This is a genomic window from Sulfurivirga caldicuralii (assembly GCF_900141795.1).
GTDB lineage: Bacteria > Pseudomonadota > Gammaproteobacteria > Thiomicrospirales > Thiomicrospiraceae > Sulfurivirga > Sulfurivirga caldicuralii.
This window is the reverse complement of record NZ_FSRE01000002.1, coordinates 216,222-235,674: the sequence shown is the minus strand read 5'-3', so window position 1 is coordinate 235,674 and position 19,453 is coordinate 216,222. Positions and strand designations below refer to the sequence as shown.

Here is a 19,453-nt window from a genome sequence, read left to right as displayed (position 1 = left end):
TGTTTTTCAGTTGCAGTGACGCGGTGCCTGCGGATCGAAGGGATCCTGCATCACCAGGGTTTCATAACGGTCGGGACCGGTGGAGAGAATCGCCACCGGAACACCCACCTGCGCTTCAATAAAGCGGATATACTCCTGCGCGGCCGTGGGCAGCTTGTCCCATGCATCGATGCCGACGGTGCTTTCCTTCCAGCCCGGCAGGGTTTCATAGATGGGGGTACAGCGCGCGTATTCGTCGGCGCTGTACGGCGGCAGTTCGCGACGCTCACCGTCAAAATCGTAAGCGACACAAACCTTCACCTCTTCCAGCCCGTCCAGCACATCCAGCTTGGTCAGGCACATGCCAGACAGACCATTGACCTGGGCTGAACGACGCAGCGCCACGGCATCGAACCAGCCGCAACGACGCTGCCGCCCGGTGGTCGCTCCAAATTCGTGGCCCCGTGTGCCGAGCCACTTGCCGATGGGGTCTCCCTCGTCCTTCTCCACGTCATAAGGCAACTCGGTGGGAAAGGGTCCGCCACCAACGCGCGTGGCATAGGCCTTGGTGATGCCCAGTACATAATCCAGTCGGCACGGACCCACGCCGCTGCCGGATGCTGCACCGCCAGCGGTGGTATTGGAGGAGGTGACATAGGGATAGGTGCCCTGATCGATATCCAGCAGCGTGCCCTGTGCACCTTCAAAGAGAATGTTCTTGCCTGCCGCATTGAGCGCATGAATGCGATCCGGAATGTCGGCCAGCATGGGCAGAACAAGCTCACGGTAAGCGAGACACTTGTCCCACAGCGCTTGGAACGAAACCGCCTCTTCGTTGTAATAGTGCGTCAGCATGAAATTGTGGTAGTCGAGGGTCTCGCGCAGCACAGCTTCGAAATGACGCATGTCCTTGAAGTCGCCGGCACGCAGACCGCGACGTGCCACCTTGTCCTCGTAGGCCGGGCCGATGCCGCGGCCGGTGGTGCCAATCGCCTTGGCGCCCCGGCGGCGCTCCCGCGCCTGGTCGATGGCCACGTGGTAATCAAGAATCAATGGGCAGGCCTCGCTCACCAGCAGGCGTTCACGCACCTTGAGTCCCTGCGCCTCGAGCGTTTCCACCTCTTTCTGCAGGGCATCCGGTGCCAGCACAACGCCATTGCCGATCATGCACTCCACCTCTTCGCGCAGAATGCCGGACGGAATCAGGTGCAGAATGGTCTGATGGCCATCGATCACCAGCGTATGGCCTGCATTGTGACCACCTTGAAAACGCACGACCGCACTGACTCGATCGGTCAGCAGGTCTACAATCTTGCCCTTGCCTTCATCGCCCCACTGGGTGCCGACTACGACTACATTACGCTTCGTCATTCTCTATCGTCCACAAGCCATTAATTTTGGAAAGTTTGCATACGGCGCCGTCCGGTGTTGCTTCGCACCACACCACCTCATACCCTTCGCTGCGCAGGTCGCGCACCTTCTCATGCAGCTGCGGATCGGCTTCCATGGGCGCCCAGACACGTTGACCAGTGCGTTCCACCGGTGCCAGCAGATCGAGCACCGCACGCAAATCCAGACTGAAACCGGTTGCAGACATGGGGTTGTCGAAGGCTTCGGCAATGCCGTCATAGCGCCCACCGCGAGCCACCACCAGAGCTCGATCATGTTCATCCACTACATAGGTACTGAACATCAGCCCCGTATGGTAGTAATAACCTCGAATTTCGGCGAGATCGGCAAAGATGCGCACATGGGGCGCGGCTGCCTTGAGCAGCGCCAGAAGATCCAGCATGCCATCTAGCTCGGCCACCATTTCAGGATAGGCGCTCAGCAGCGACTTGGTCTGATCAATGACCGTTTCAGCCTCACCCGACAATTCAAACCAGTCGGTAAACAGTGCCTGCAGGTCATAGGGGATGTAATGCAGATTGGCATTCAGCCAGGCCTGATACTCGGGATACCGCTTGCGGTTGAGCAGCGTCAACAGAACCCCAGCCTCCGACTCGGGCAGTGAGCACTCGGAGAGAACGCGCTTGATCAGTCCGGCATGACCGAGGCTCAAGGTAATGGGGGCCAGGCCCAGCGCATCCATGCTTTCGAGCAGAAGCAACAGGATTTCCGCATCACCTGCTTTGCCCGGCACATTGAATAGTTCCACGCCGGTCTGGTAGGGGTTGCGCGTACCGCGGGCACGATTGTAGCGTGCCTTGAGGGTATCGCCGGCATAGCACAGACGCAGCGGCGCCCCTTCACGGGCCCTGAGGCGCGAAGCGGCGATGCGCGCCACCTGCGGCGTGGTATCGGCGCGGACGCCCATGGTACGCCCGCTTTCCTGATCCACAAAGGTGCAGGTTTCCCTCGACAAGTCCTGCCCTGAGCCGGTCAGCAGGGAATCAAAGAACTCTGCAATGGGTGGTTTGATCAGCTCGTAGCCCGAGGCGGCAAACAGGTCCAGCAGTTCGCGGCGGTAGAATTCCAGCTTTTCCGCCTGAGGCGGCAGCAGATCCTCAATACCTTCGGGTGTAAACCAGATGTGGGTGGTGGTCATAACATTATCCAAGCAACAAAATTATCAATGTGCCGATCAGCAGGCTGGTGAGCCCCATCATGCGCAGGCCATTTTCCGGAAGCTGCAGGGCTTCCAGCATCATGCGCCGCCATAACCGGGGGTAAACGAACGGCAGCACGCCCTCGAGGATGAACACGAGGCTGACCGCCGTCCAGAAAATGGTCCAGCCGTTCTCGCCCATTACTTCGTTGCGGACACGCCATCCTTGCGCATCAGGTAACGGAAGTATTCAGAACGGGGGTCGAGCACCAGAATGTCCTTCTTGCTGTCGAACGCTGCCTGGTAGGACTGCAGGCTCTTGAAGAAGGCAAAGAAGTCCGGATCCTGAGAATAGGCCTTCGCGTAGATTTCAGAGGCCTTCCCATCTCCTTCACCGCGAATGGTTTCCGCCTTGCGATAGGCTTCCGCCAGCAGCACGACACGCTGACGATCGGCATCTGCACGGATCTTTTCGGCCGCCTCGGCCCCTTCGGAGCGCAGCTCGTTGGCCACACGCTTACGCTCGGCTTCCATGCGGCGATACACCGATTCGGAAACATCCCGCGGCAGATCCACGCGCTTGATGCGTACATCCACCACCTCGATACCAAACGCCTGCGCATCACGACGCGCCTTTTTGGTGATGGCTGCGATGATGGCATCACGCTGGCTGGCGATCACTTCCTTGACCGTGCGGCTGCCGAACTCAGCGCGCAGACCATCCTTGAGGATCTGCGACAGACGCATGTTGGTCAGGCGAATGTCGCCGCCCATGGTGGTATAGAACTTGGCACTGTCGGCAATGCGCCACTTGGCAAAGGAATCGACGATCAGGTTTTTCTTTTCCACCGTCAGGTAGCGCTCCGGTGGCGCATCCAGCGTCTGCAGGCGCGCATCGAAGGTGCGCACATTGTTGACGAACGGGGTTTTTACGTGCAGACCCGGCTTCAGGTCGGCCTTGACGATTTCCCCCAGGCGGAACACGATACCCGTTTCACCCTCGTTGATCACGAAGAAGGCATTGGCCGCGATAAACAGTACGGCAGCCAGAAGGAATCCGAGAATATTTTTCATTTAACGCAACTCCCTTGATCTGAGCAGTTCGCGCAGGCGGCTGCCTTTCTCGCCCGAAGACGTGGTGCCGCGCTGATTCAGTGTCGATGACGTATTGCGTGCCGGTGCCAGCACCTTGGGCGCCTGCACTACCGGCTCCGGTGCGCCTGCAGCCCCCTGCTGCAGGCGATCCAGCGGCAGATAGACCAGCTTGCCTTCGCTGTCGGTCATGAACACCTTGCTGGTTTTGGTGAGCACATTGGTGACGGCATCCTTGTACATGCGCTCGCGAGTGACCTCAGGTGCCTTGCGGTAGGCGGTGAGGATATTCACAAAGCGACTGGTTTCACCCAGTGCCTGCTCCACCACGCGCTGACGATAGGCTTCCGCCTCAGCCAGTTCACGGGCAGCCAGGCCACGCGCCTTCGGAATAATGTCGTTGGCATACGCCTGGGCTTCGTTGATCAGACGCTCGCGGTCCTCACGGGCCTTGACCACGTCGGCAAAGGCGGCCTGCACCTGCTCGGGCGGCTGGGCATCCTGCAGGTTGACACTGGTGATCAGCAGACCCGACTCATAATTGTCGAGAATCTCCTGCGCCAGACGCTTCACCTTGGAAACCACCTCGTCGCGCCCCTGGGTGAGCACGAAGTCCATCTTGTTCTTGCCCACTACAGAACGCAGCGCGCTTTCCACCGCAAGACGCAGGGTCACATCCGGATCGGCCACATTGAACAGATAGTGGCGCGCACTGCTGATCTTGTACTGAATGGCGATCTTGATATCGACGATGTTTTCGTCTTCGGTCAGCATCAGCGCTTCGGAGGGCACCACCACCGCATTTTGTCCAGCGCTGGAGCGATAGCCGATCTCGGCATGGCGGATGCGATCCACGTTAATGATGGTGACCTTCTCGACAGGCCATGGAATATGCCAGTGCGGGCCCGGTCCGGTTTCGCCCACATAAGCGCCAAACCGCTGTACCGCGCCGCGTTCGGCCGGATCGACGATATAGATGCCGGAGAGCAGCCAGACGACGATGATGACAAGTGCCACCACCCCCATACCGACGCTACCAAACGGGTTTTTATTGCCCAGAGACTGTTTCAGTTTTTCAACCAGCTCGTCCACATCTGGCCCCTGCCCGGATCCCTTGGGAGGCTTGTCGCCCGATCCCCAAGGATCCTGGCTCGGCTTGCCCGGCTCATTCCACGCCATACATTCTCCAGTTCAAGAAGTCACACAAACGAACAACATTGTAGAGATAAACAATGCTTATGTCATCGAAATTCCATTTTGGGCGCTAGCGAAGCCCCTGCTCCGACAGCATCAGGTTAAAGCGGCTGCGGTTATAGGCATAGAGCGCATACAACGCCAGCGCCACCGCCACAGCGATCATCTGCCGGTAGGGATCACTCACCAGGTTAGAAGCGAATACGATCAGCACGCCCACCGGCGCGATGGCGCGCAGATCAAACCTGAAGGCGCCATCCAGTGCCGGCGGCAGGCGGAATTCGGCCTGACGTGCCTTGTCGCTGACCACCCACGCCATGAAAATGGCCATCAACATACCGCCCAGCGGCAGCATGATATTGGCGGTAATGAAGTCCAGGCTGTCGAAGAAGGTCTTGCCGGGCAGGAAATGGACATGCTTCCACGCGTTGAACGACAACACGGTGCCAATGCCCAGCAGCCACACCAGAAAACCCAGCAACCAGGTGGCCGTGCTGCGCTTCATGCGCCAGTTCTGCTCCACCCAGCTCACCGCCGGCTCGATGAGAGAAATAGCCGAACTCAGCGCCGCCAGCACCACCAGAAAGAAGAACAGCGTGCCCCAGAACCAGCCACCGCTCATCTGCCCAAAGGCCACCGGCAGCGTCTGGAACAGCAGCCCCGGGCCGGCACCCGGCTCAAGTCCGTTACCAAATACCACGGTAAAGATAATGATCCCGGCCAGCAAGGCCACCGCAGTATCCGCGAACACGATCCATACCGCCGCCTTGGGAATGGAATGGCGCTCCGGCAGGTAGGATCCGTACACCATCATGGCACCCATGCCGATGGAAAGCGTAAAGAACGCATGCCCCATGGCAATCAGCACCGCCTCCCAGGTCAACTTACTGAAGTCCGGCGCAAACAGAAAACGCAGACTTTCCCCGAAACTCTGCTGCGACGCCGACCAGCCCAGCAGCACCAGCAGAATGAAAAACAGCAGCGGCATCATGAAATTGACCGCCTTTTCAAGGCCGCCCTTCACGCCCTTGGCGACGATACCTACCGTCATCAGCACAATCACCGTATGCCAGAACAGCAGCGCCCACGGATTGGCCAGCAGATCGGAAAAGTGCTTGCCGATGGCGTCGGCCTGAATGCCGCGGAAATGGCCCACGGCACTTTCCACAAAGTAGTCAATAGCCCAGCCGGCAATCACCGTGTAGAAGGACAGAATCAATACACCGGCCAGCACACCGCTGAGCCCCACCAGCGACCACAACGGACTGGCGCGAAACTCCGCCGCCAGGTTGGCCATCGCCTGCGGCGAATTAGCCTTGCCCATGCGCCCGAGGCCGATTTCCGCCATGAGGACCGGCAGGCCGATCAGGGCCACGCAGAGCAGATAGACCAGCACGAAGGCACCGCCGCCATTTTCGCCCGCGATATATGGGAACTTCCAGATATTGCCGAGACCGACGGCCGACCCGACCGCCGCCAGAATAAAGACTTTCTGCGATGACCACTGCGGCTTGCTCAATTCGATTGCACTCACGGTGCGCTCCTCTTTTAAAATAGTTTTTTCACACATTATATTGAAGCACCCATGCACATTCAGGCCCACTTCCCCCTGCACGACTACAACACCTTCCATATCGATGCCTGTGCCCGCTATTTCGTGGAAATCGACAAGCAGAGCGACATCCGCGCCCTGCGCAGCGATCCCGTGCTGTCGGCGCTGCCCTGGTATGTACTCGGGGAAGGCAGCAATATTCTGCTAACCCGCGATCTGGAAGGCGTGGTGGTGCGCAACCGCTTTCGTCAGCTGCGCGTCATGAAGGAAGACGATGAGTCCCTGTGGGTGAGCGTCGGCGGCGGCATGCACTGGCACGATCTGGTCACCTGGTCGGTGGACAACAACTTATGGGGACTGGAAAACCTGGCGCTGATTCCGGGCACGGTGGGTGCTGCGCCGGCGCAGAACATCGGTGCCTATGGTACCGAAGTGCAGGATCTCATCACCCGCGTGCAGGCGCTGGATCTGTTTAGCGGTGAGCGCCACGAATTCCGCAATGCCGATTGCGAATTCAGCTACCGCAGCAGTATCTTCAAGCGGGAATACCGCAACCAGATGCTCATCCATCGCGCCACCTTCCGCCTTCGCAAGCTTGAAGCCGGTCAGGCCAACCTGGTCTACGATCCGCTGCGTGAAGCCCTTGCGGATATCCCGGAAAACAATCTTACGCCCCGCCATGTCTATGAAACGGTCATCCGTATGCGCAGGGAAAAACTGCCCGACCCGGAAAAGGAAGGCAATGCCGGCAGTTTCTTCAAGAACCCGGTGGTGGACGAGGCGTACTTTGCTGTCCTGCAGGAAAAATGGCCCGACCTGCCCCACCACCACCTGCCGGGTGGTGGCATCAAGATTCCGGCGGCCTGGCTTATCGAGCAGTGCGGCTGGAAGGGTCGCTGCCTCGAAGGCACCGATGCCTGCGTCTCCAGCAAGCATGCGTTGGTGCTGGTCAACCGCGGTCATGCCACCGGCGAACAGATTCTGGCCCTCTCCAGGGCGATTCAGACCGATGTGATGCACACCTTTGGCATCCATCTGGAGCCGGAAGTCATCATCCTGTAGGGGGGGTCCCCGACTTTTTCATGGGCACAAAAAAGGCCCCGTTGCCGGAGCCTTGAAAAAGGGGGTTGAAAAGGCGTTCAGATCGGCTTTTTGCCTTCCTGCTCGCTGTCGGCGGCATTCTGCGCCTGTTCGCGACTTTCCAGATAGCGCTTGGCGTCATTGACGATCTCGTTGAGCACCCGGAACATTTCCTGACTAGCCTGTTCGGCGCCGTCGAACTGCTGCTTGACCCAGTCATCCCGCTCGACACAGTCCTGCCTGTCCACACACTGCAGGGCAGCCAGGATGCGCTCATGCACCTTGGCATGGGGTGCCTCCAGCTTGGTGTAGGTGGGCACGTGGGACAGGTGTTTCTTGCCTTCACCTTCCTCATACCACTTGCCGAGACGACAGCTGTGATGGTCGCCAAATTCAGCCACACGCTTCTCGGCAAAGACCGACGCATAGCCGTTGCCCTTGAACATGATGTGATCCAGTTTGGCCAGATTGGCGAACATTTCGTAGGCAATTACTTTGTTTTCCGTCTTGATATAGCGCGCATTGCTCACCAGCTGCTGCAGCACTGTCTGGAAGTGGTTCAGCTTCTCCATGGAGTCTTCTGCATGGTCGACGGTCTTGCGACCGTTTTCCAGCATCTGCACGCTGCTGGACTTGAGCTTCTGGATATTGGCTTCCACTTCCTCTGCAGCCTTCTGGGTGCGGTTGGCCAGATCGCGCACCTCATCCGCCACCACGGCAAAGCCACGTCCATGTTCGCCGGCCCGTGCCGCTTCGATGGCGGCATTCAGCGCCAGCAAGTTGGTCTGCTCGGAAATATCCTTGATCAGCCCCATCACCTCGCCGATCTCGCTGACCGCGCCATCCAGCTCCTCGGCCTGTTTCTCACCCTGTTCGGCCAGCGTCTTCATCTGATCCAGCACCCGCTTGACCGCTTCGGTATTGCGGGTGACATCGGAAATGACGCCCGCTGTCTTATCATTCAGCGCGTTCACCTCATTGATGGTGTCGATATTGCGCGCCATGGACTCCTGCACGTCCTTGGCATTATGAATCAGGCCATTCACCAGCTTCTGCGCCAGTTCCACCAGCAGGTTGCTCTTGCGCATGTTCTGGAGGGCTTCCGCGTTGGCGCGGCGGGCAGCTTCCGCCTCTTCCTGCGCCTGTTTTGCCAGCCCTTCAACCCGCTCGATGAAGCGGTTGAAGCTCTGGGCAGCCTTGCCCAGTTCGTCATTGGAAATGATCGGCATGCGACGCCCGAATACGGCATCGCCACTGGCCAGCTCGGCTGCCAGCTTGTCCATTTCGCGGACCGGCTTGATAATGCCTGCATGCACAATCCACAGCAGCATCAGCAGCAGGAAAATATCCACCGCACCCATGAGAATCAGCTGTGTATGAAGGCCGGATTTCAGCTCATCCACAACGGCCATCACATGGTCGTGATTCTCGGCCACCAGCAGATAGCCCACTTCATGCCCCTGAAAATCCTTGAGCGGAAGAATAGTGCCGACAAAGTGCTCGGTATCGATGCGACCACCTTGTAGGTCTTCCATGCGCTTGAGCTCACTCAGAAGCTGCGGATTGACCTGTTTCTCGTCCATCGCCAGTACATAGTTGCCGAAACGAGGATTATCGGCCAGCTCGGTGGCGATATTGAGGAGGTCCGCCCTCATCAGCACCACCATGTCATAGTGACGCTCTTCTGCAGCCTTTTTCACCAGCGGTTCGATGCCCTGCAACACCTCCACTGAGCCCAGATAGCGGTTGTCATCATCCAGCACGGGGGCCAGGCCGCGCAGACTCAGCCCGATCCGCCCCACTTCGATGGCCGCAAAGGGCTTGCGCACCTGCTTCAGGTGTACCAGCGTCTTGCGGAAACTGCTCAGATCATCACCGAACTTCTGCGGTTTCCACGCGCGCACAAAACTATGCAAATCGGCTGTATGCACATGCACCTTGATGCCCTTGAACGGCGTGTGAGTATGCAGCTGCTGCTGCAATTGCTGCAGCCCCTTCAGGGTGTAGGCTCGGTTACCCGTAAGCAGCCCCTGCACCACATAGTGATCCTGCCTCACGGTGATGGCATTGGTCAGGCTCACCGCCTCCAGCGTTTTCAACTCAGCTTCTACAAAATGCTGCTGCGCTTGCACCGCTTCTTCAAAGACTTGGCGCTCTATCTCCGCAACGGAATTGAAGAAACTGACAAGGATGATCACGAATCCCACCGCCAGGGACAGGATCAGCGGAATATGAATCTTCTGACCGATCGACAGATTGCGAAACATGTTGCTCTCTCCAATTTAAGGATGGTTTATACCCAGCGAAATATAAGCATTTTTCATGCCATCCTGTTATCCAGCTGCAGGGGCGTTTCGAAATAGACGCTCTGGCTCGGGAAGGCCATCTCGGCACCGTGCGCCACCACGATATCCGCGATCTGCAGTAGCACCGCTTCCTTCACCTGATGGTATTCCACCCATACCGTCGTACGGGTAAAGCAATAGACAAAGCACTCCAGCGATGAGTCGGCAAAGGTATTGAAGTTGACGATGATCGTCTGCGTCTGATCGATGTCCGGATGGTTCTGCAGCATTTGGCGGATGTCGGCGGTAATTTTTGCCACCTTGTCCTGATCCCCATAGCGCACGCCAAACTTTTCATAGATGCGGCGATGGCTCATGCGGCTGGGGTTTTCCACTACGATATTGGTAAACAGGCCATTGGGCACATACAGCGGATTTTTGTTGAAACGGCGAATCACCGTGCGGCGCCAGCCGATATGCTCCACCGTCCCCTCGATATCCTTGTCCGGCGAGCGGATCCAGTCGCCCACGACAAACGGCCGGTCCAGATAGATGGTCAACCCGCCGAACAGGTTGCTGATCATGTCCTTGGCGGCCAGCCCGACCACCAGGCCGCCCGCACCGCCGAAGGCCAGCAGACCGGTCACGTTCACCCCAAAGGCGGAAAGAACAATCAGGCCGGTAATCACCACTGCCGTCAGGCGGATGACCTTGGCCAGCGCTTCGACCAATGTGCGGTCAAATCGCGGATCCTGGTCCGCCACCTCTTTCAGATAGCCTTCAAGACGACCCACCACGCGGATGACGTACCAGCCCAGTAACAGCGTCAGCACGCTGTTCTTGACACTGATCAGCGCGTGAAAGCCATCGGTATAGATATTCAGCGCACTCAGTGTCACCATCAGCACATAAATAAGCGCACTGAACCATATGGCCAGCGACAACGGTGGGTTGGCACCGCCCACAAAGGCATCCAGCCACGGGTGACGGACGCACCAGCGGCGGTGGATCTGGCCGATGATCACCCGCTGCACCGTATCCACTACCAGGGCGCCCACCAGCACCAGTGCCGCCAATAGCAGCCACACCTGTCCGTCAAACCAGCCAAGCAGCTGCGTCCAGGCGTCATACGCGGCAGGCCACTGCTGCTGCAAGAAGCTTAGGAATTCATTCAACTCATTCATGCCAGCTCCTCCAGTGTCTGTTGTGCCGCTTGCCATTCCGGCAGATACGACAAGCGGTCGGCCTTGAACTGCGGATGGCCATGCAGGGCAATCATGCGCGCATGAGACAGCACCGATACCACGTGGTGCAGGCCGTTCAGCAGCGCATCGGCACCCGCGGGATCATTCAGTGCCAGCAGCAGATCACAGCCGGCTTCCAGTGCCAGTTGCCCACGGCGTAGGATATCACCATACACCGCCGCGGCGTGCATGTTCAGATCATCGCTGATAATCGCCCCTTCAAAGCCCAGCTGCTCGCGCAGCACCTGCTGCAGCCAGAAGGACGAAAAGCCAGCCGGCAACGCATCCAGTTGGGGATAAACCACATGGGCCGGCATAATGCCCTCCACATGGGCGGCGATCAGCACCTTGAACGGCAGCAGGTCATCCTGCAGGGCATCCCAGTCGCGCCCATCTTCCGCCATGGTCACGTGGCTGTCTGCCTCCGCATAACCATGGCCCGGGAAGTGCTTGGCCACGCCTGCCATGCCGGCCGCGTGCATACCGGCGAGAAACTCCTGCGCCAGCCGCGCCACCACCTGCGCCTGGTGGTGGAAGCTGCGGTCACCGACCACCTCGCTGCGCCCATGCTGCAGATCCACCACCGGCGCAAAGCTGAAATCCACGCCCAGTGCCAGCAGTTCCGCCGCCATCAGCCACCCCAGCTGGCGCGCTGCCTCATCGGCCGCCATGGGATTGAGGTCATGCAGCTGCCCCAGCCGCGCCATGGCAGGCAGCACGCTCATTCCATCCTCGCGAAAGCGTTGCACACGCCCCCCTTCGTGATCGACCGCAATCAGCAGCTTCGGCGTGCGCAGGGCGTGAATTTCATCACATAGCGCCTTAAGCTGCGCTCTGGATTCAAAATTGCGGGTAAACAGCACCACGCCAGCCACCTGCGGATGCAGCAGACGTTCCTGCTCAGTCTCCGTCAGCGTGGTTCCCTCGATGTCGATCATCACCGCACCCAGCGGCTGTGCCTTGGGTTTCATGGCCCGCTCCTCGTTTTAATATCCAGATAATCCCGCCAGGCATCGCCCAGACGGTTGGCCGCCAGCACCACCGCCATCAGCGCCAGACCAGGCGCGATGACCAGATGGGGTGCCACCAGCAGGTAGCGCGTCCCTTCGCGAATCATGCTGCCCCACGAATCCTGCGGCGGCTGAATACCCAGTCCCAGAAATGACAGTCCCGCTTCGCTGATAACCGCGCCGGCAATGCCAAAAGTCGCCTCTACCCCCAGCGGCGCCAGCAGCAGCGGCACCACATGACGCAGCAGGATACGCGGCGTCCCGGCGCCCAGCGCTCGCGCCGCCAGCACATGTTCGCGGCTGCGCAGGCTCAATGTCTGCGCCCGCGCCAGCCGTGCATAGCTGACCCAGCCCACCACCACCAGCGCGATGATCACGTTTTCCACCCCCGGGCCCAGCACTGCCGCCAGTCCGATGGCCAGCAGCAGGCCCGGAAACGCCAGAAACACATCAATCACCCCCGTAAGGACTCGGTCCAGCCAGCCACCGTAATAGCCGGCCAACAAGCCAATGGTCGTGCCCAGCACGGCCGAAAAGAGCACCACCGCCAGCGCCACCTGCAGCGAAGTCTGCGCCCCCAGTAGCAGGCGCTCCCATACGGGTCGCCCCAGCTGATCATAGCCGAGCCAGCTGTTTGCATCCGGCCCCGCCAGCAGGTGAGGCAAATCCACCCTGTAGGCCGTGTCTCCTACGCCCAGCGCAGCCAGCGCAAGCGCGAGCCACGCCAACAGCAGGCCAATCCAGATGCGTTGCTGCCACAGCCATCGCTTCATGGGCGCCGCACCCTTGGATCCAGCCAGCCGTACAGCCAGTCGGTGAACGCATTCACCACCACATAGGCGGTGGCGATCACCAGAATCACACCCTGCACCACCGGATAGTCGCGACGCTGAATAGACTCCACCAGCAACTGCCCAAGTCCCGGCCAGTCAAACACCACTTCGGTAATCACCGCACCGCCCAGCAGGGTGCCCAGCTGCAGCCCCAGCACCGTCACCACCGGTAGCAGTGCATTGAACAGGGCATGGCGCAGCACCACCCGCCGCGGCGATGCCCCCTTGGCCAGTGCGGTGCGCACATACTCTTCATGCAGCACCTCCAGCAGACTGGCGCGCAGCATGCGCGTCAGAATCGCTGCCAGCGCCGTGCCCAGTGTCACCGCCGGCAGTACCCACGCCCACGGCGCATCCGCCCCGCTCACCGGCAGCCACCCCAGCCACAGGGAAAACAGCAGGATCAGCATCGGCCCCAGCCAAAAGTTGGGAATGGACACTCCAATCAACGAGAGGGTCATCGCCAGCTGGTCGGGCCAGCGCCCGGCCCGCACCGCTGCCCAGATGCCTAGCGGAAAGGCCAGCAGCACCGCCACCGCCAGCGCCAGTAGCGCCAACTCTGCCGTGTAGGGAAAGCGTGCTGCAATCAGATCCGCCACCGGTCGCTGCAGAAACAGCGACTGCCCCATGTCCCCATGCAGCAGCCCGCCCAGATAGTGTAGATACTGCTGCCACAGCGGCTGATCCAGCCCCAGATGATGGCGCAGCGCCGCCTGATCCGCCGCCGTGGCGCTCTCCCCCAGCATTACCGCCACCGGATCGCCCGGCACCAGATGCAGCATCAGAAAAACCAGCGTGCTTACCACCCACAGGATAACCAGCACACGCGCCAGCAGACCCAGCACTCTCATGGCACGATCTCCACCGGTGTGCCCACTGGTGTCCAGTCAAACACCTCGATCACCTCATGCATGTCCATGCGAATGCAGCCGTGGGAAAGCGGCACCCCCAGCGGCTGGTCCGGCGGCGTGCCGTGAATGTAGATAAAACGCCGCATGGTATCCACATCACCCAGGCGGTTGTGGCCGGGCTCGCAACCGCTCAGCCACAGGATCCGACTCAGAATCCAGTCTCGCTCGGCTTCCCGTTCTGCCAGCTCGGGCGTCCAGATTTCCCCGGTAGGACGCCGCCCCACAAAAACGCTGCCCGGCGGCTGCCCGTCGCCGATGCGGGCGCGCACCACATGCCAGCCCGTGGGCGTACAGCCGCTGTTCTGCTCACAGCCCGCCCCGGCAGCCCCCGTACTCACCGCATAGGTGGCCACACAGGCATCCTGCTCGAAAAGATGGAGTTTCTGCGTCTGCAGGCACACCTGCAGCCACTTTGAAGGCAGCGCATTTTTTTCGCCGTGAAAAAAGTCGGGGACCCCCCTGTCAGCCATGTTGCACCCGCCTCATCGTCAGCACGCCATCGTAGCGCCCATCGGCTGCAAGGGTATAGCCGCTCACCGAGCGATGCAACACGGCATACTGATCCTCATACCACAGCGGCACCTGAGCCACAGTTTCCGCCAGCACGCGCTGCAGCTGCCCATAGAGGCGCTGCTGCTCGGCAAACATCTGCGCCGCCAGTGCCGCCTCGATCAGCCGGTCCACCTCGGGGTTAGCATAATGGCCGCGGTTGGCACCGGCGGGCGGCACCGCCTGGGAATGGAACACATACTGGAAAATGTCCGGACTCTTGATACCCACCCACGCCAGCGAATAGAGCTGAAAGCGCCCGGCCTTGATGTCGGCGTAAAAGGTGCCCCAGTCGTAGCTCTGGATGGTCAGGTCGATGCCGATTTCCCGCAACATGGACTGATAGATGGCCGCCAGACGCAGGCGCAGCGGGTTGGCACTGGTCTTGTAGCTCAGTGACAGCCGTTGCCCCTGTCCAATGGCACTTTCAAGCAAGGCACGGGCGCGCCCCGGATCATAAGGGTAGCCCGACCAGTTCTTGAGCCCCGCCCAGTGCTCGGGGGGCAGCAGGGCGCCCGCCAGGCGCGCATGATTGTCGAACAGCGCCTGGACAATCGCAGCCCGGTCGATGCCCAGCGCGATGGCTTCGCGGATCGGCTGTTGCGACAGCCAGCTGTCGCGAAAGTTGAAGCCAATGTAGGCAAAATTGGTACCGCGGTGCCATTGCACCGCAAGCTCGGGACGCGCCGCGCAATAGCGCACCAGCTCCGGCGACAGGCCACCCTGAATCCAGTCCAGCTCCCCCTTGCGCAACTTGAGCACCTGCACCAGTGGATCCTTCACCTTGATGAACTCCAGCAGTGCGCCATCGGGCCGCTGCAGGCGGGTGCGCTGCTCGTTGGCATCCACGAAACGGCACGGACCGCTGCCCAGCGGCTGGCGATTGAAGTCATGCCCCGCTTTCATCAACCTCCGCGGCAGCACGCCAATGGTAAGCCGCCCCGGAAACAGGGCATCCACATGGGTCAGGTCAAACTGCACACGCTGTCCATCCAGCGCACGTACTCGCTGCACATGCTTCAGTCCACCCCGGTGTGGAGAGGCGGTGGCCGGATCGAGCACACTGGCGTAGGTGGCCGCTACATCCTCGGCCGTCAAGGGCGTACCATCATGAAAGCGGGTGGACTTGCGCAGGGCAAATACCCAGCGCAACGGTGCCGTCTGCTGCCAGTCCATCAGAGCCGGTACCGGCTCAAAACGGGCATTGAAGTCCACCGGCGCCTCATACAGCAGGCGATTGAGCCGACTGGAGAGCGCATCGGTAGCACGGCGCGGATCGAGACTGCGGGGGCGGCCGCTGACGCCAAGGCGAAAGTGATTCTGCGGCAACGGTGTTCGCGCGGAACACCCCAGCAGCGGCAGGCCACAGCCGGCGGCAAGAAGAGTACGACGGGGAAAGGGGGCGTTCACGAATCCGGGTCGATCAACAGCGCATCCATGCGCTTGAGGTCCTCTTCATCCAGATCACCCACCACCGCTTCCAGCTGCAGGCGCTTGACCACCAGATCGTCCAGCGCCGCCACCAGATCGCGCCGCGCCTTGTGGGCATTGGCGCGGGCGGTGAGCACATCCAGCAGGCTTTTCAGACCGACGCGGTAGCTCTCTTCCGCGGCCTCGAGAAATGCATCACCGGAAGCCACCGCCGCCTGCAGCGCATCCACCAGCGACTCGCCATTGCGAATGTCCGCCAGCAGCACACGCACCTGCAGCTGCAGCTGCTCGCGCACATCGCGCAGGCCTTCACGCGCCTTGCGGGCATTATCCTGCGCCTGTGCCACGGTCGCGCGTGTGAGACCCCCACTGTAAATCGGCCAGTTCAGCACCAAGGCCAGCGAGCTGGCCCGCGTGTCACGGTAAGTGGATGCATAGAGGCTGCGATAATCATCGTAGGCGGTCTCCTGCACCTGCGCCGTCAGCGCCAGCGTAGGATAGTAGTCGCTGCGTTCCAGATCCACCGTCTGCTCGGCGACATCCCGTTGGCGGGCGACCTGGGCCAGTTGAGGGCTGTTGCGCAAGGCGCGCTGAATCCATGCCTGATCCTCGCCCCTCAGCAGCTGCGGTGGCCTGGTGTTGACGCTTTTAAGCGCAGTCACCCGCTGGCCGGTGAGCTTGGCCAGATTCTCATAGGCGGTATTGAGCGCATTCTCTGCCTTGATGCGATCTGCCCGACTGAGGTCGTAGGCGGAACGCGCCTGCAGCACATCGGTGCGGGAGGCCAGCCCCACCTGCTCTGAGGTCTGCGCCCGCTCCCACTGGGTCCTATTGGCGGCTTCCTGACTTTTCGCCAGCTTCACATTGGCCTGCGCCAACAGCACATCGAAATAGGCCTTGACCACACGGGTAATCAGATCCTGCTGAGCCTGACGCCACGCCGCCTCGGCAGCGGACAGCTGCGTTTTGGCGATGTCGTAGGCCACCAGGGCCTTGCGGTTGTACAGCGCCTGCTGCGCCTGCAGACTCAGCTGTCGAGTACGCACATCGCCTGCGGCATCGGGCAGATCCGTATCGCTTTTGGACAGCGATCCCTGCAGGGTTACCTGCGGCAGCAGCGCGGCCTTGGCGCGGTCGATCTGCTTGCGCTGGGCATCGTATTCCGCCCGCGCCTGTGCCAGCTGTGCATCATGGGCCTGCGCCATGCGCCACACGCTCACCAGATCATGCGCCGCGTACACCTGCGCACTGGTTGCCAGCAGCAGTCCTGCAAAAAATGCCCGTTTCATGACACCTCTCCCTGTTGTTCCGCCTCGCTCCACTGGCTGAAAGGCCGTTGCGCGAGCGACACGTTGTAATAACGCAGCTGATCGGTCACTTCCCTGCCGACCCAATCCGGCAAGGGGGGTGTCGTCTGCTCGTCCTCCAGTTCCACTTCAGCCACCACCAGCCCGGCATTCTCGCCGAGGAATTCGTCCACTTCCCATACGAAGCCTTCGTATTCGATCCAGTAGCGGTTTTTCTCGATCACGGGACCGATAGCAAACTTTTCCAGCATGACCTGGGCGTGTGTCACCGGAATCGGATATTCGTACTCGTCGCGGCTGATGCCGATCTCCATGCTCTTGATGTTCAGATTGGCCTCGTCCCCCTCGATGCGCACGCGGATGGAGCACTTGTTTTCAGGGTTGGCAGCGTTGTTGAGATAGCCCTGGGCGAAATGCACCTTTTTAAAGGCCTGTTCGCGCCAGCCATCGCCGGTGACCAGATACTTGCGTTCAATTTCCCGTTTCATGGGCATTTGCTGACAGGGATTGAATGATTTCGGGGTGTTGCGTGCCGACCCAGATGGCCACGGCAATCAGAATCAACGCCGAAATGACGCTGGAGAGCATGGCCAGACGAATGATCGGCCGCCAGCTGCGAAAGCGCGCCTCCACTTCCAGCTGGTTGAGAAACAGTTCCAGATCGGCCCACTTTTCCTGCTCCAGATCGCGCTGGATACGCGCTTCGTCCTCTGGCGAGATGATGCCGCGGCGGCGCAGGTCCTCAATGCGTTCCTCAATGGCTGTTCGATTCATGCCAAGCCTCCTCATACGCCAGCAGATGGGGTTTGCCGCTAGCACGCAGCATGTCGCGCACGCGCGCCTGCTCCGTTTCATATTGCGCGGCCGTCAACTGGCCGCGCATGCGTTCGAAACGCAGATAGATCAGATAGGTATTGACCACATCGGTTTCGCAATAGTTGCGTATAGCCTCGATTTCACCGTTGAGCCATTGCTCTGACACGGCGGCACCGCTCTGCCCCATCTTGCCCGGCAGCCCCAGCATCACGGCAAGGTCGTCCAGCCGCGCTGCCGCACGGGGCTGATAGGCCGAGAGCACGTCCATCAGGTCGATGTGGGCGAACTGATAGCGGCTGATGTAATTGTCCCACTTGCGCTCACGCTCGAACTGACCTGTATCCCAGTAGGTGCGCGCCTCAATGCCGTGCAGCAGGGCGCGATAGTGCAGCACGGGCAGATCGAAGCCGGACCCGTTCCAGCTGACCAGCGTGGGCTTGAACTGTTCCACCCCTTCAAAGAAGCGCTGCAGCAGCTCCGCCTCGTCGCTTTCCGGCGTGCCCAGCGACCAGACCTTAAGCGTGTCCGCCGTGCGTAGCACCACCGAGATGGCCACCACGCGGTGCAGGTGATGGCGCATGAAGTCATGGCCTGCCTCGCCAAGGCGCTGCAGCTTCATCGCCTCGACCACGCTGGCATCGTCCAGCCCATCCAGCCCGAGCAGGCGGCGCCCCGCCTCCACGTCGGGAACCGTTTCAATGTCGAAAACAAGCGTTGGCCGGTTCATGCGGGTGGAAATACGCCAGTGGAAAGGTAGCGGTCGCCGCGGTCGCACACGATGGTGACCACGACACTGTCGGGATTCTCCGCTGCCACCTGCAGCGCCACATGCATGGCCCCACCAGAGGAAATGCCGGCGAACAGCCCCTCATCCCGCGCCATGCGGCGGGTCATCTCCTCGGCGTCTTCCTGAGTCACGTCGCGCTCCTCATCCACCCATTTCGGGTCGAAAATGGCGGGCAGATACTCCGGCGGCCAGCGGCGGATGCCGGGAATACTGGCGCCTTCCGCCGGCTGCACGCCGATCACCTGCACGGCCGGGTTGCGCTCCTTTAGCGCATGGCTGACACCCATGATGGTGCCGGTGGTGCCCATGGCGCTGACAAAGTGGGTCACCTGCCCCTGGGTCTGGCGCCAGATCTCCGGGCCGGTGGTGAGATAGTGTGCGCGCCAGTTGTCCGGATTGGAGAACTGGTCCAGCACCTTGCCTTCACCACGGGCTTCCATGGCTCGCGCCAGATCGCGGGCGCCTTCCATGCCCTCGTCAACGCTCACCAGCACCAGTTCGGCCCCGAAGGCGGCCATGCTGGCACGGCGCTCCAGACTCATGTTTTCGGGCATGATCAGCCTGAGGCGATAGCCCATCATCGCCGCCGCCATGGCCAGTGCGATGCCGGTATTGCCGCTGGTGGCCTCGATCAGCGTGTCGCCGGGCCGGATTTCACCGCGCGCCTGCGCCTGCCTGATCATGTTGAACGCCGGGCGATCCTTGACCGAACCGGCCGGATTATTGCCTTCCAGCTTGCCCAGCACCACACTGCCATTGTCCAGCTGCGCAAGCCGCTGTATGCGGACTAATGGTGTGTTGCCGATCGTATCTTCCAGCGTAGGCCACTGCATGG

The 19,453-nt window shown here is 60.6% G+C and carries 19 protein-coding genes; 1 reads left to right on the top strand and 18 read right to left on the bottom strand.

The window, feature by feature from the left end:
• Positions 1 to 6: 6 nt before the first annotated feature.
• From BUQ81_RS04345 to BUQ81_RS04320, 6 genes are all read right to left on the bottom strand, one after another.
• The gene (locus BUQ81_RS04345) at positions 7 to 1,350 is read right to left on the bottom strand and encodes an adenylosuccinate synthase (protein WP_074201163.1); all 1,344 of its coding nucleotides are present in this window, start codon (positions 1,348 to 1,350) and stop codon (positions 7 to 9) included.
• A complete protein-coding gene (locus BUQ81_RS04340) occupies positions 1,337 to 2,527 on the bottom strand; it encodes an ATP phosphoribosyltransferase regulatory subunit (RefSeq protein ID WP_074201162.1) in 1,191 nt (396 codons plus the stop codon). Before BUQ81_RS04340 ends, BUQ81_RS04345 begins: the two co-directional genes overlap by 14 nt.
• A 4-nt stretch (positions 2,528 to 2,531) precedes the next feature.
• A complete protein-coding gene (locus BUQ81_RS04335) occupies positions 2,532 to 2,729 on the bottom strand; it encodes a DUF2065 domain-containing protein (RefSeq protein WP_074201161.1) in 198 nt (65 codons plus the stop codon).
• Positions 2,729 to 3,601, bottom strand: coding sequence for a protease modulator HflC (hflC, locus tag BUQ81_RS04330; RefSeq protein ID WP_074201160.1), 873 nt, complete (start codon positions 3,599 to 3,601; stop codon positions 2,729 to 2,731). Before hflC ends, BUQ81_RS04335 begins: the two co-directional genes overlap by 1 nt.
• Positions 3,602 to 4,798, bottom strand: a complete 1,197-nt coding sequence (gene hflK / locus BUQ81_RS04325) for an FtsH protease activity modulator HflK (RefSeq protein ID WP_074201159.1) — start codon at positions 4,796 to 4,798, stop codon at positions 3,602 to 3,604.
• Between the two features lie 85 nt (positions 4,799 to 4,883).
• The gene (locus BUQ81_RS04320; protein WP_074201423.1) at positions 4,884 to 6,347 is read right to left on the bottom strand and encodes a sodium-dependent transporter; all 1,464 of its coding nucleotides are present in this window, start codon (positions 6,345 to 6,347) and stop codon (positions 4,884 to 4,886) included.
• A gap of 51 nt (positions 6,348 to 6,398) precedes the next feature.
• Here BUQ81_RS04320 and murB point away from each other — a divergent pair, with 51 nt between their 5' ends.
• The gene (gene murB / locus BUQ81_RS04315; RefSeq protein WP_074201158.1) at positions 6,399 to 7,427 is read left to right on the top strand and encodes a UDP-N-acetylmuramate dehydrogenase; all 1,029 of its coding nucleotides are present in this window, start codon (positions 6,399 to 6,401) and stop codon (positions 7,425 to 7,427) included.
• Between the two features lie 77 nt (positions 7,428 to 7,504).
• Here murB and BUQ81_RS04310 read toward each other — a convergent pair whose 3' ends face one another.
• Genes BUQ81_RS04310 through cysM form a run of 12 tightly spaced genes read right to left on the bottom strand, consistent with a single transcriptional unit; the run spans position 7,505 to position 19,451 of the window.
• Positions 7,505 to 9,712: a methyl-accepting chemotaxis protein gene (locus tag BUQ81_RS04310; RefSeq protein WP_074201157.1), complete on the bottom strand. Its 2,208-nt coding sequence runs from the start codon at positions 9,710 to 9,712 to the stop codon at positions 7,505 to 7,507.
• Positions 9,713 to 9,765: 53 nt separating this feature from the next.
• Complete coding sequence (locus tag BUQ81_RS04305; protein ID WP_074201156.1) at positions 9,766 to 10,914, bottom strand: mechanosensitive ion channel family protein; 1,149 nt, start codon at positions 10,912 to 10,914, stop codon at positions 9,766 to 9,768.
• Complete coding sequence (gene nagZ / locus BUQ81_RS04300; RefSeq protein WP_074201155.1) at positions 10,911 to 11,945, bottom strand: beta-N-acetylhexosaminidase; 1,035 nt, start codon at positions 11,943 to 11,945, stop codon at positions 10,911 to 10,913. Before nagZ ends, BUQ81_RS04305 begins: the two co-directional genes overlap by 4 nt.
• Entirely contained in the window at positions 11,942 to 12,757 is an 816-nt protein-coding gene (locus BUQ81_RS04295; protein ID WP_074201154.1) for an ABC transporter permease, read from the bottom strand. Before BUQ81_RS04295 ends, nagZ begins: the two co-directional genes overlap by 4 nt.
• Positions 12,754 to 13,668 carry a nickel ABC transporter permease gene (gene nikB / locus BUQ81_RS04290; protein ID WP_200770549.1) on the bottom strand — a complete coding sequence of 305 codons (915 nt, stop codon included), beginning with the start codon at positions 13,666 to 13,668 and terminating at the stop codon, positions 12,754 to 12,756. The genes BUQ81_RS04295 and nikB overlap by 4 nt, the downstream gene beginning before the upstream one ends.
• Positions 13,665 to 14,198: a L,D-transpeptidase gene (locus tag BUQ81_RS04285; RefSeq protein ID WP_084188226.1), complete on the bottom strand. Its 534-nt coding sequence runs from the start codon at positions 14,196 to 14,198 to the stop codon at positions 13,665 to 13,667. Before BUQ81_RS04285 ends, nikB begins: the two co-directional genes overlap by 4 nt.
• Positions 14,191 to 15,687 (bottom strand): ABC transporter substrate-binding protein, encoded by a 1,497-nt coding sequence (locus BUQ81_RS04280; protein ID WP_074201153.1) that lies wholly within the window; start codon positions 15,685 to 15,687, stop codon positions 14,191 to 14,193. The genes BUQ81_RS04285 and BUQ81_RS04280 overlap by 8 nt, the downstream gene beginning before the upstream one ends.
• Positions 15,684 to 16,997, bottom strand: coding sequence for a TolC family outer membrane protein (locus BUQ81_RS04275; RefSeq protein WP_074201152.1), 1,314 nt, complete (start codon positions 16,995 to 16,997; stop codon positions 15,684 to 15,686). The genes BUQ81_RS04280 and BUQ81_RS04275 overlap by 4 nt, the downstream gene beginning before the upstream one ends.
• Positions 16,994 to 17,503, bottom strand: a complete 510-nt coding sequence (locus BUQ81_RS04270) for a CYTH domain-containing protein (RefSeq protein ID WP_074201151.1) — start codon at positions 17,501 to 17,503, stop codon at positions 16,994 to 16,996. Before BUQ81_RS04270 ends, BUQ81_RS04275 begins: the two co-directional genes overlap by 4 nt.
• Positions 17,487 to 17,789 carry a hypothetical protein gene (locus tag BUQ81_RS04265; protein ID WP_074201150.1) on the bottom strand — a complete coding sequence of 101 codons (303 nt, stop codon included), beginning with the start codon at positions 17,787 to 17,789 and terminating at the stop codon, positions 17,487 to 17,489. The genes BUQ81_RS04270 and BUQ81_RS04265 overlap by 17 nt, the downstream gene beginning before the upstream one ends.
• Positions 17,770 to 18,558: a 3'-5' exonuclease gene (locus tag BUQ81_RS04260; RefSeq protein ID WP_074201149.1), complete on the bottom strand. Its 789-nt coding sequence runs from the start codon at positions 18,556 to 18,558 to the stop codon at positions 17,770 to 17,772. Before BUQ81_RS04260 ends, BUQ81_RS04265 begins: the two co-directional genes overlap by 20 nt.
• Positions 18,555 to 19,451: a cysteine synthase CysM gene (gene cysM, locus BUQ81_RS04255; protein WP_074201148.1), complete on the bottom strand. Its 897-nt coding sequence runs from the start codon at positions 19,449 to 19,451 to the stop codon at positions 18,555 to 18,557. Before cysM ends, BUQ81_RS04260 begins: the two co-directional genes overlap by 4 nt.
• Positions 19,452 to 19,453 lie beyond the last annotated feature (2 nt).

What these genes read in the sequence shown, in the direction of transcription:
- BUQ81_RS04345 (WP_074201163.1), bottom strand. Translation starts at nt 1,350, where the DNA reads ATGACGAAGCGTAATGTAGTCGTAGTCGGCACCCAGTGGGGCGATGAA.
- BUQ81_RS04340 (WP_074201162.1), bottom strand. Translation starts at nt 2,527, where the DNA reads ATGACCACCACCCACATCTGGTTTACACCCGAAGGTATTGAGGATCTG.
- BUQ81_RS04335 (WP_074201161.1), bottom strand. Translation starts at nt 2,729, where the DNA reads ATGGGCGAGAACGGCTGGACCATTTTCTGGACGGCGGTCAGCCTCGTG.
- hflC (WP_074201160.1), bottom strand. Translation starts at nt 3,601, where the DNA reads ATGAAAAATATTCTCGGATTCCTTCTGGCTGCCGTACTGTTTATCGCG.
- hflK (WP_074201159.1), bottom strand. Translation starts at nt 4,798, where the DNA reads ATGGCGTGGAATGAGCCGGGCAAGCCGAGCCAGGATCCTTGGGGATCG.
- murB (WP_074201158.1), top strand. Translation starts at nt 6,399, where the DNA reads ATGCACATTCAGGCCCACTTCCCCCTGCACGACTACAACACCTTCCAT.
- BUQ81_RS04310 (WP_074201157.1), bottom strand. Translation starts at nt 9,712, where the DNA reads ATGTTTCGCAATCTGTCGATCGGTCAGAAGATTCATATTCCGCTGATC.
- BUQ81_RS04305 (WP_074201156.1), bottom strand. Translation starts at nt 10,914, where the DNA reads ATGAATGAGTTGAATGAATTCCTAAGCTTCTTGCAGCAGCAGTGGCCT.
- nagZ (WP_074201155.1), bottom strand. Translation starts at nt 11,945, where the DNA reads ATGAAACCCAAGGCACAGCCGCTGGGTGCGGTGATGATCGACATCGAG.
- BUQ81_RS04295 (WP_074201154.1), bottom strand. Translation starts at nt 12,757, where the DNA reads ATGAAGCGATGGCTGTGGCAGCAACGCATCTGGATTGGCCTGCTGTTG.
- nikB (WP_200770549.1), bottom strand. Translation starts at nt 13,668, where the DNA reads ATGAGAGTGCTGGGTCTGCTGGCGCGTGTGCTGGTTATCCTGTGGGTG.
- BUQ81_RS04285 (WP_084188226.1), bottom strand. Translation starts at nt 14,198, where the DNA reads ATGGCTGACAGGGGGGTCCCCGACTTTTTTCACGGCGAAAAAAATGCG.
- BUQ81_RS04275 (WP_074201152.1), bottom strand. Translation starts at nt 16,997, where the DNA reads ATGAAACGGGCATTTTTTGCAGGACTGCTGCTGGCAACCAGTGCGCAG.
- BUQ81_RS04270 (WP_074201151.1), bottom strand. Translation starts at nt 17,503, where the DNA reads ATGAAACGGGAAATTGAACGCAAGTATCTGGTCACCGGCGATGGCTGG.
- BUQ81_RS04265 (WP_074201150.1), bottom strand. Translation starts at nt 17,789, where the DNA reads ATGAATCGAACAGCCATTGAGGAACGCATTGAGGACCTGCGCCGCCGC.
- BUQ81_RS04260 (WP_074201149.1), bottom strand. Translation starts at nt 18,558, where the DNA reads ATGAACCGGCCAACGCTTGTTTTCGACATTGAAACGGTTCCCGACGTG.
- cysM (WP_074201148.1), bottom strand. Translation starts at nt 19,451, where the DNA reads ATGCAGTGGCCTACGCTGGAAGATACGATCGGCAACACACCATTAGTC.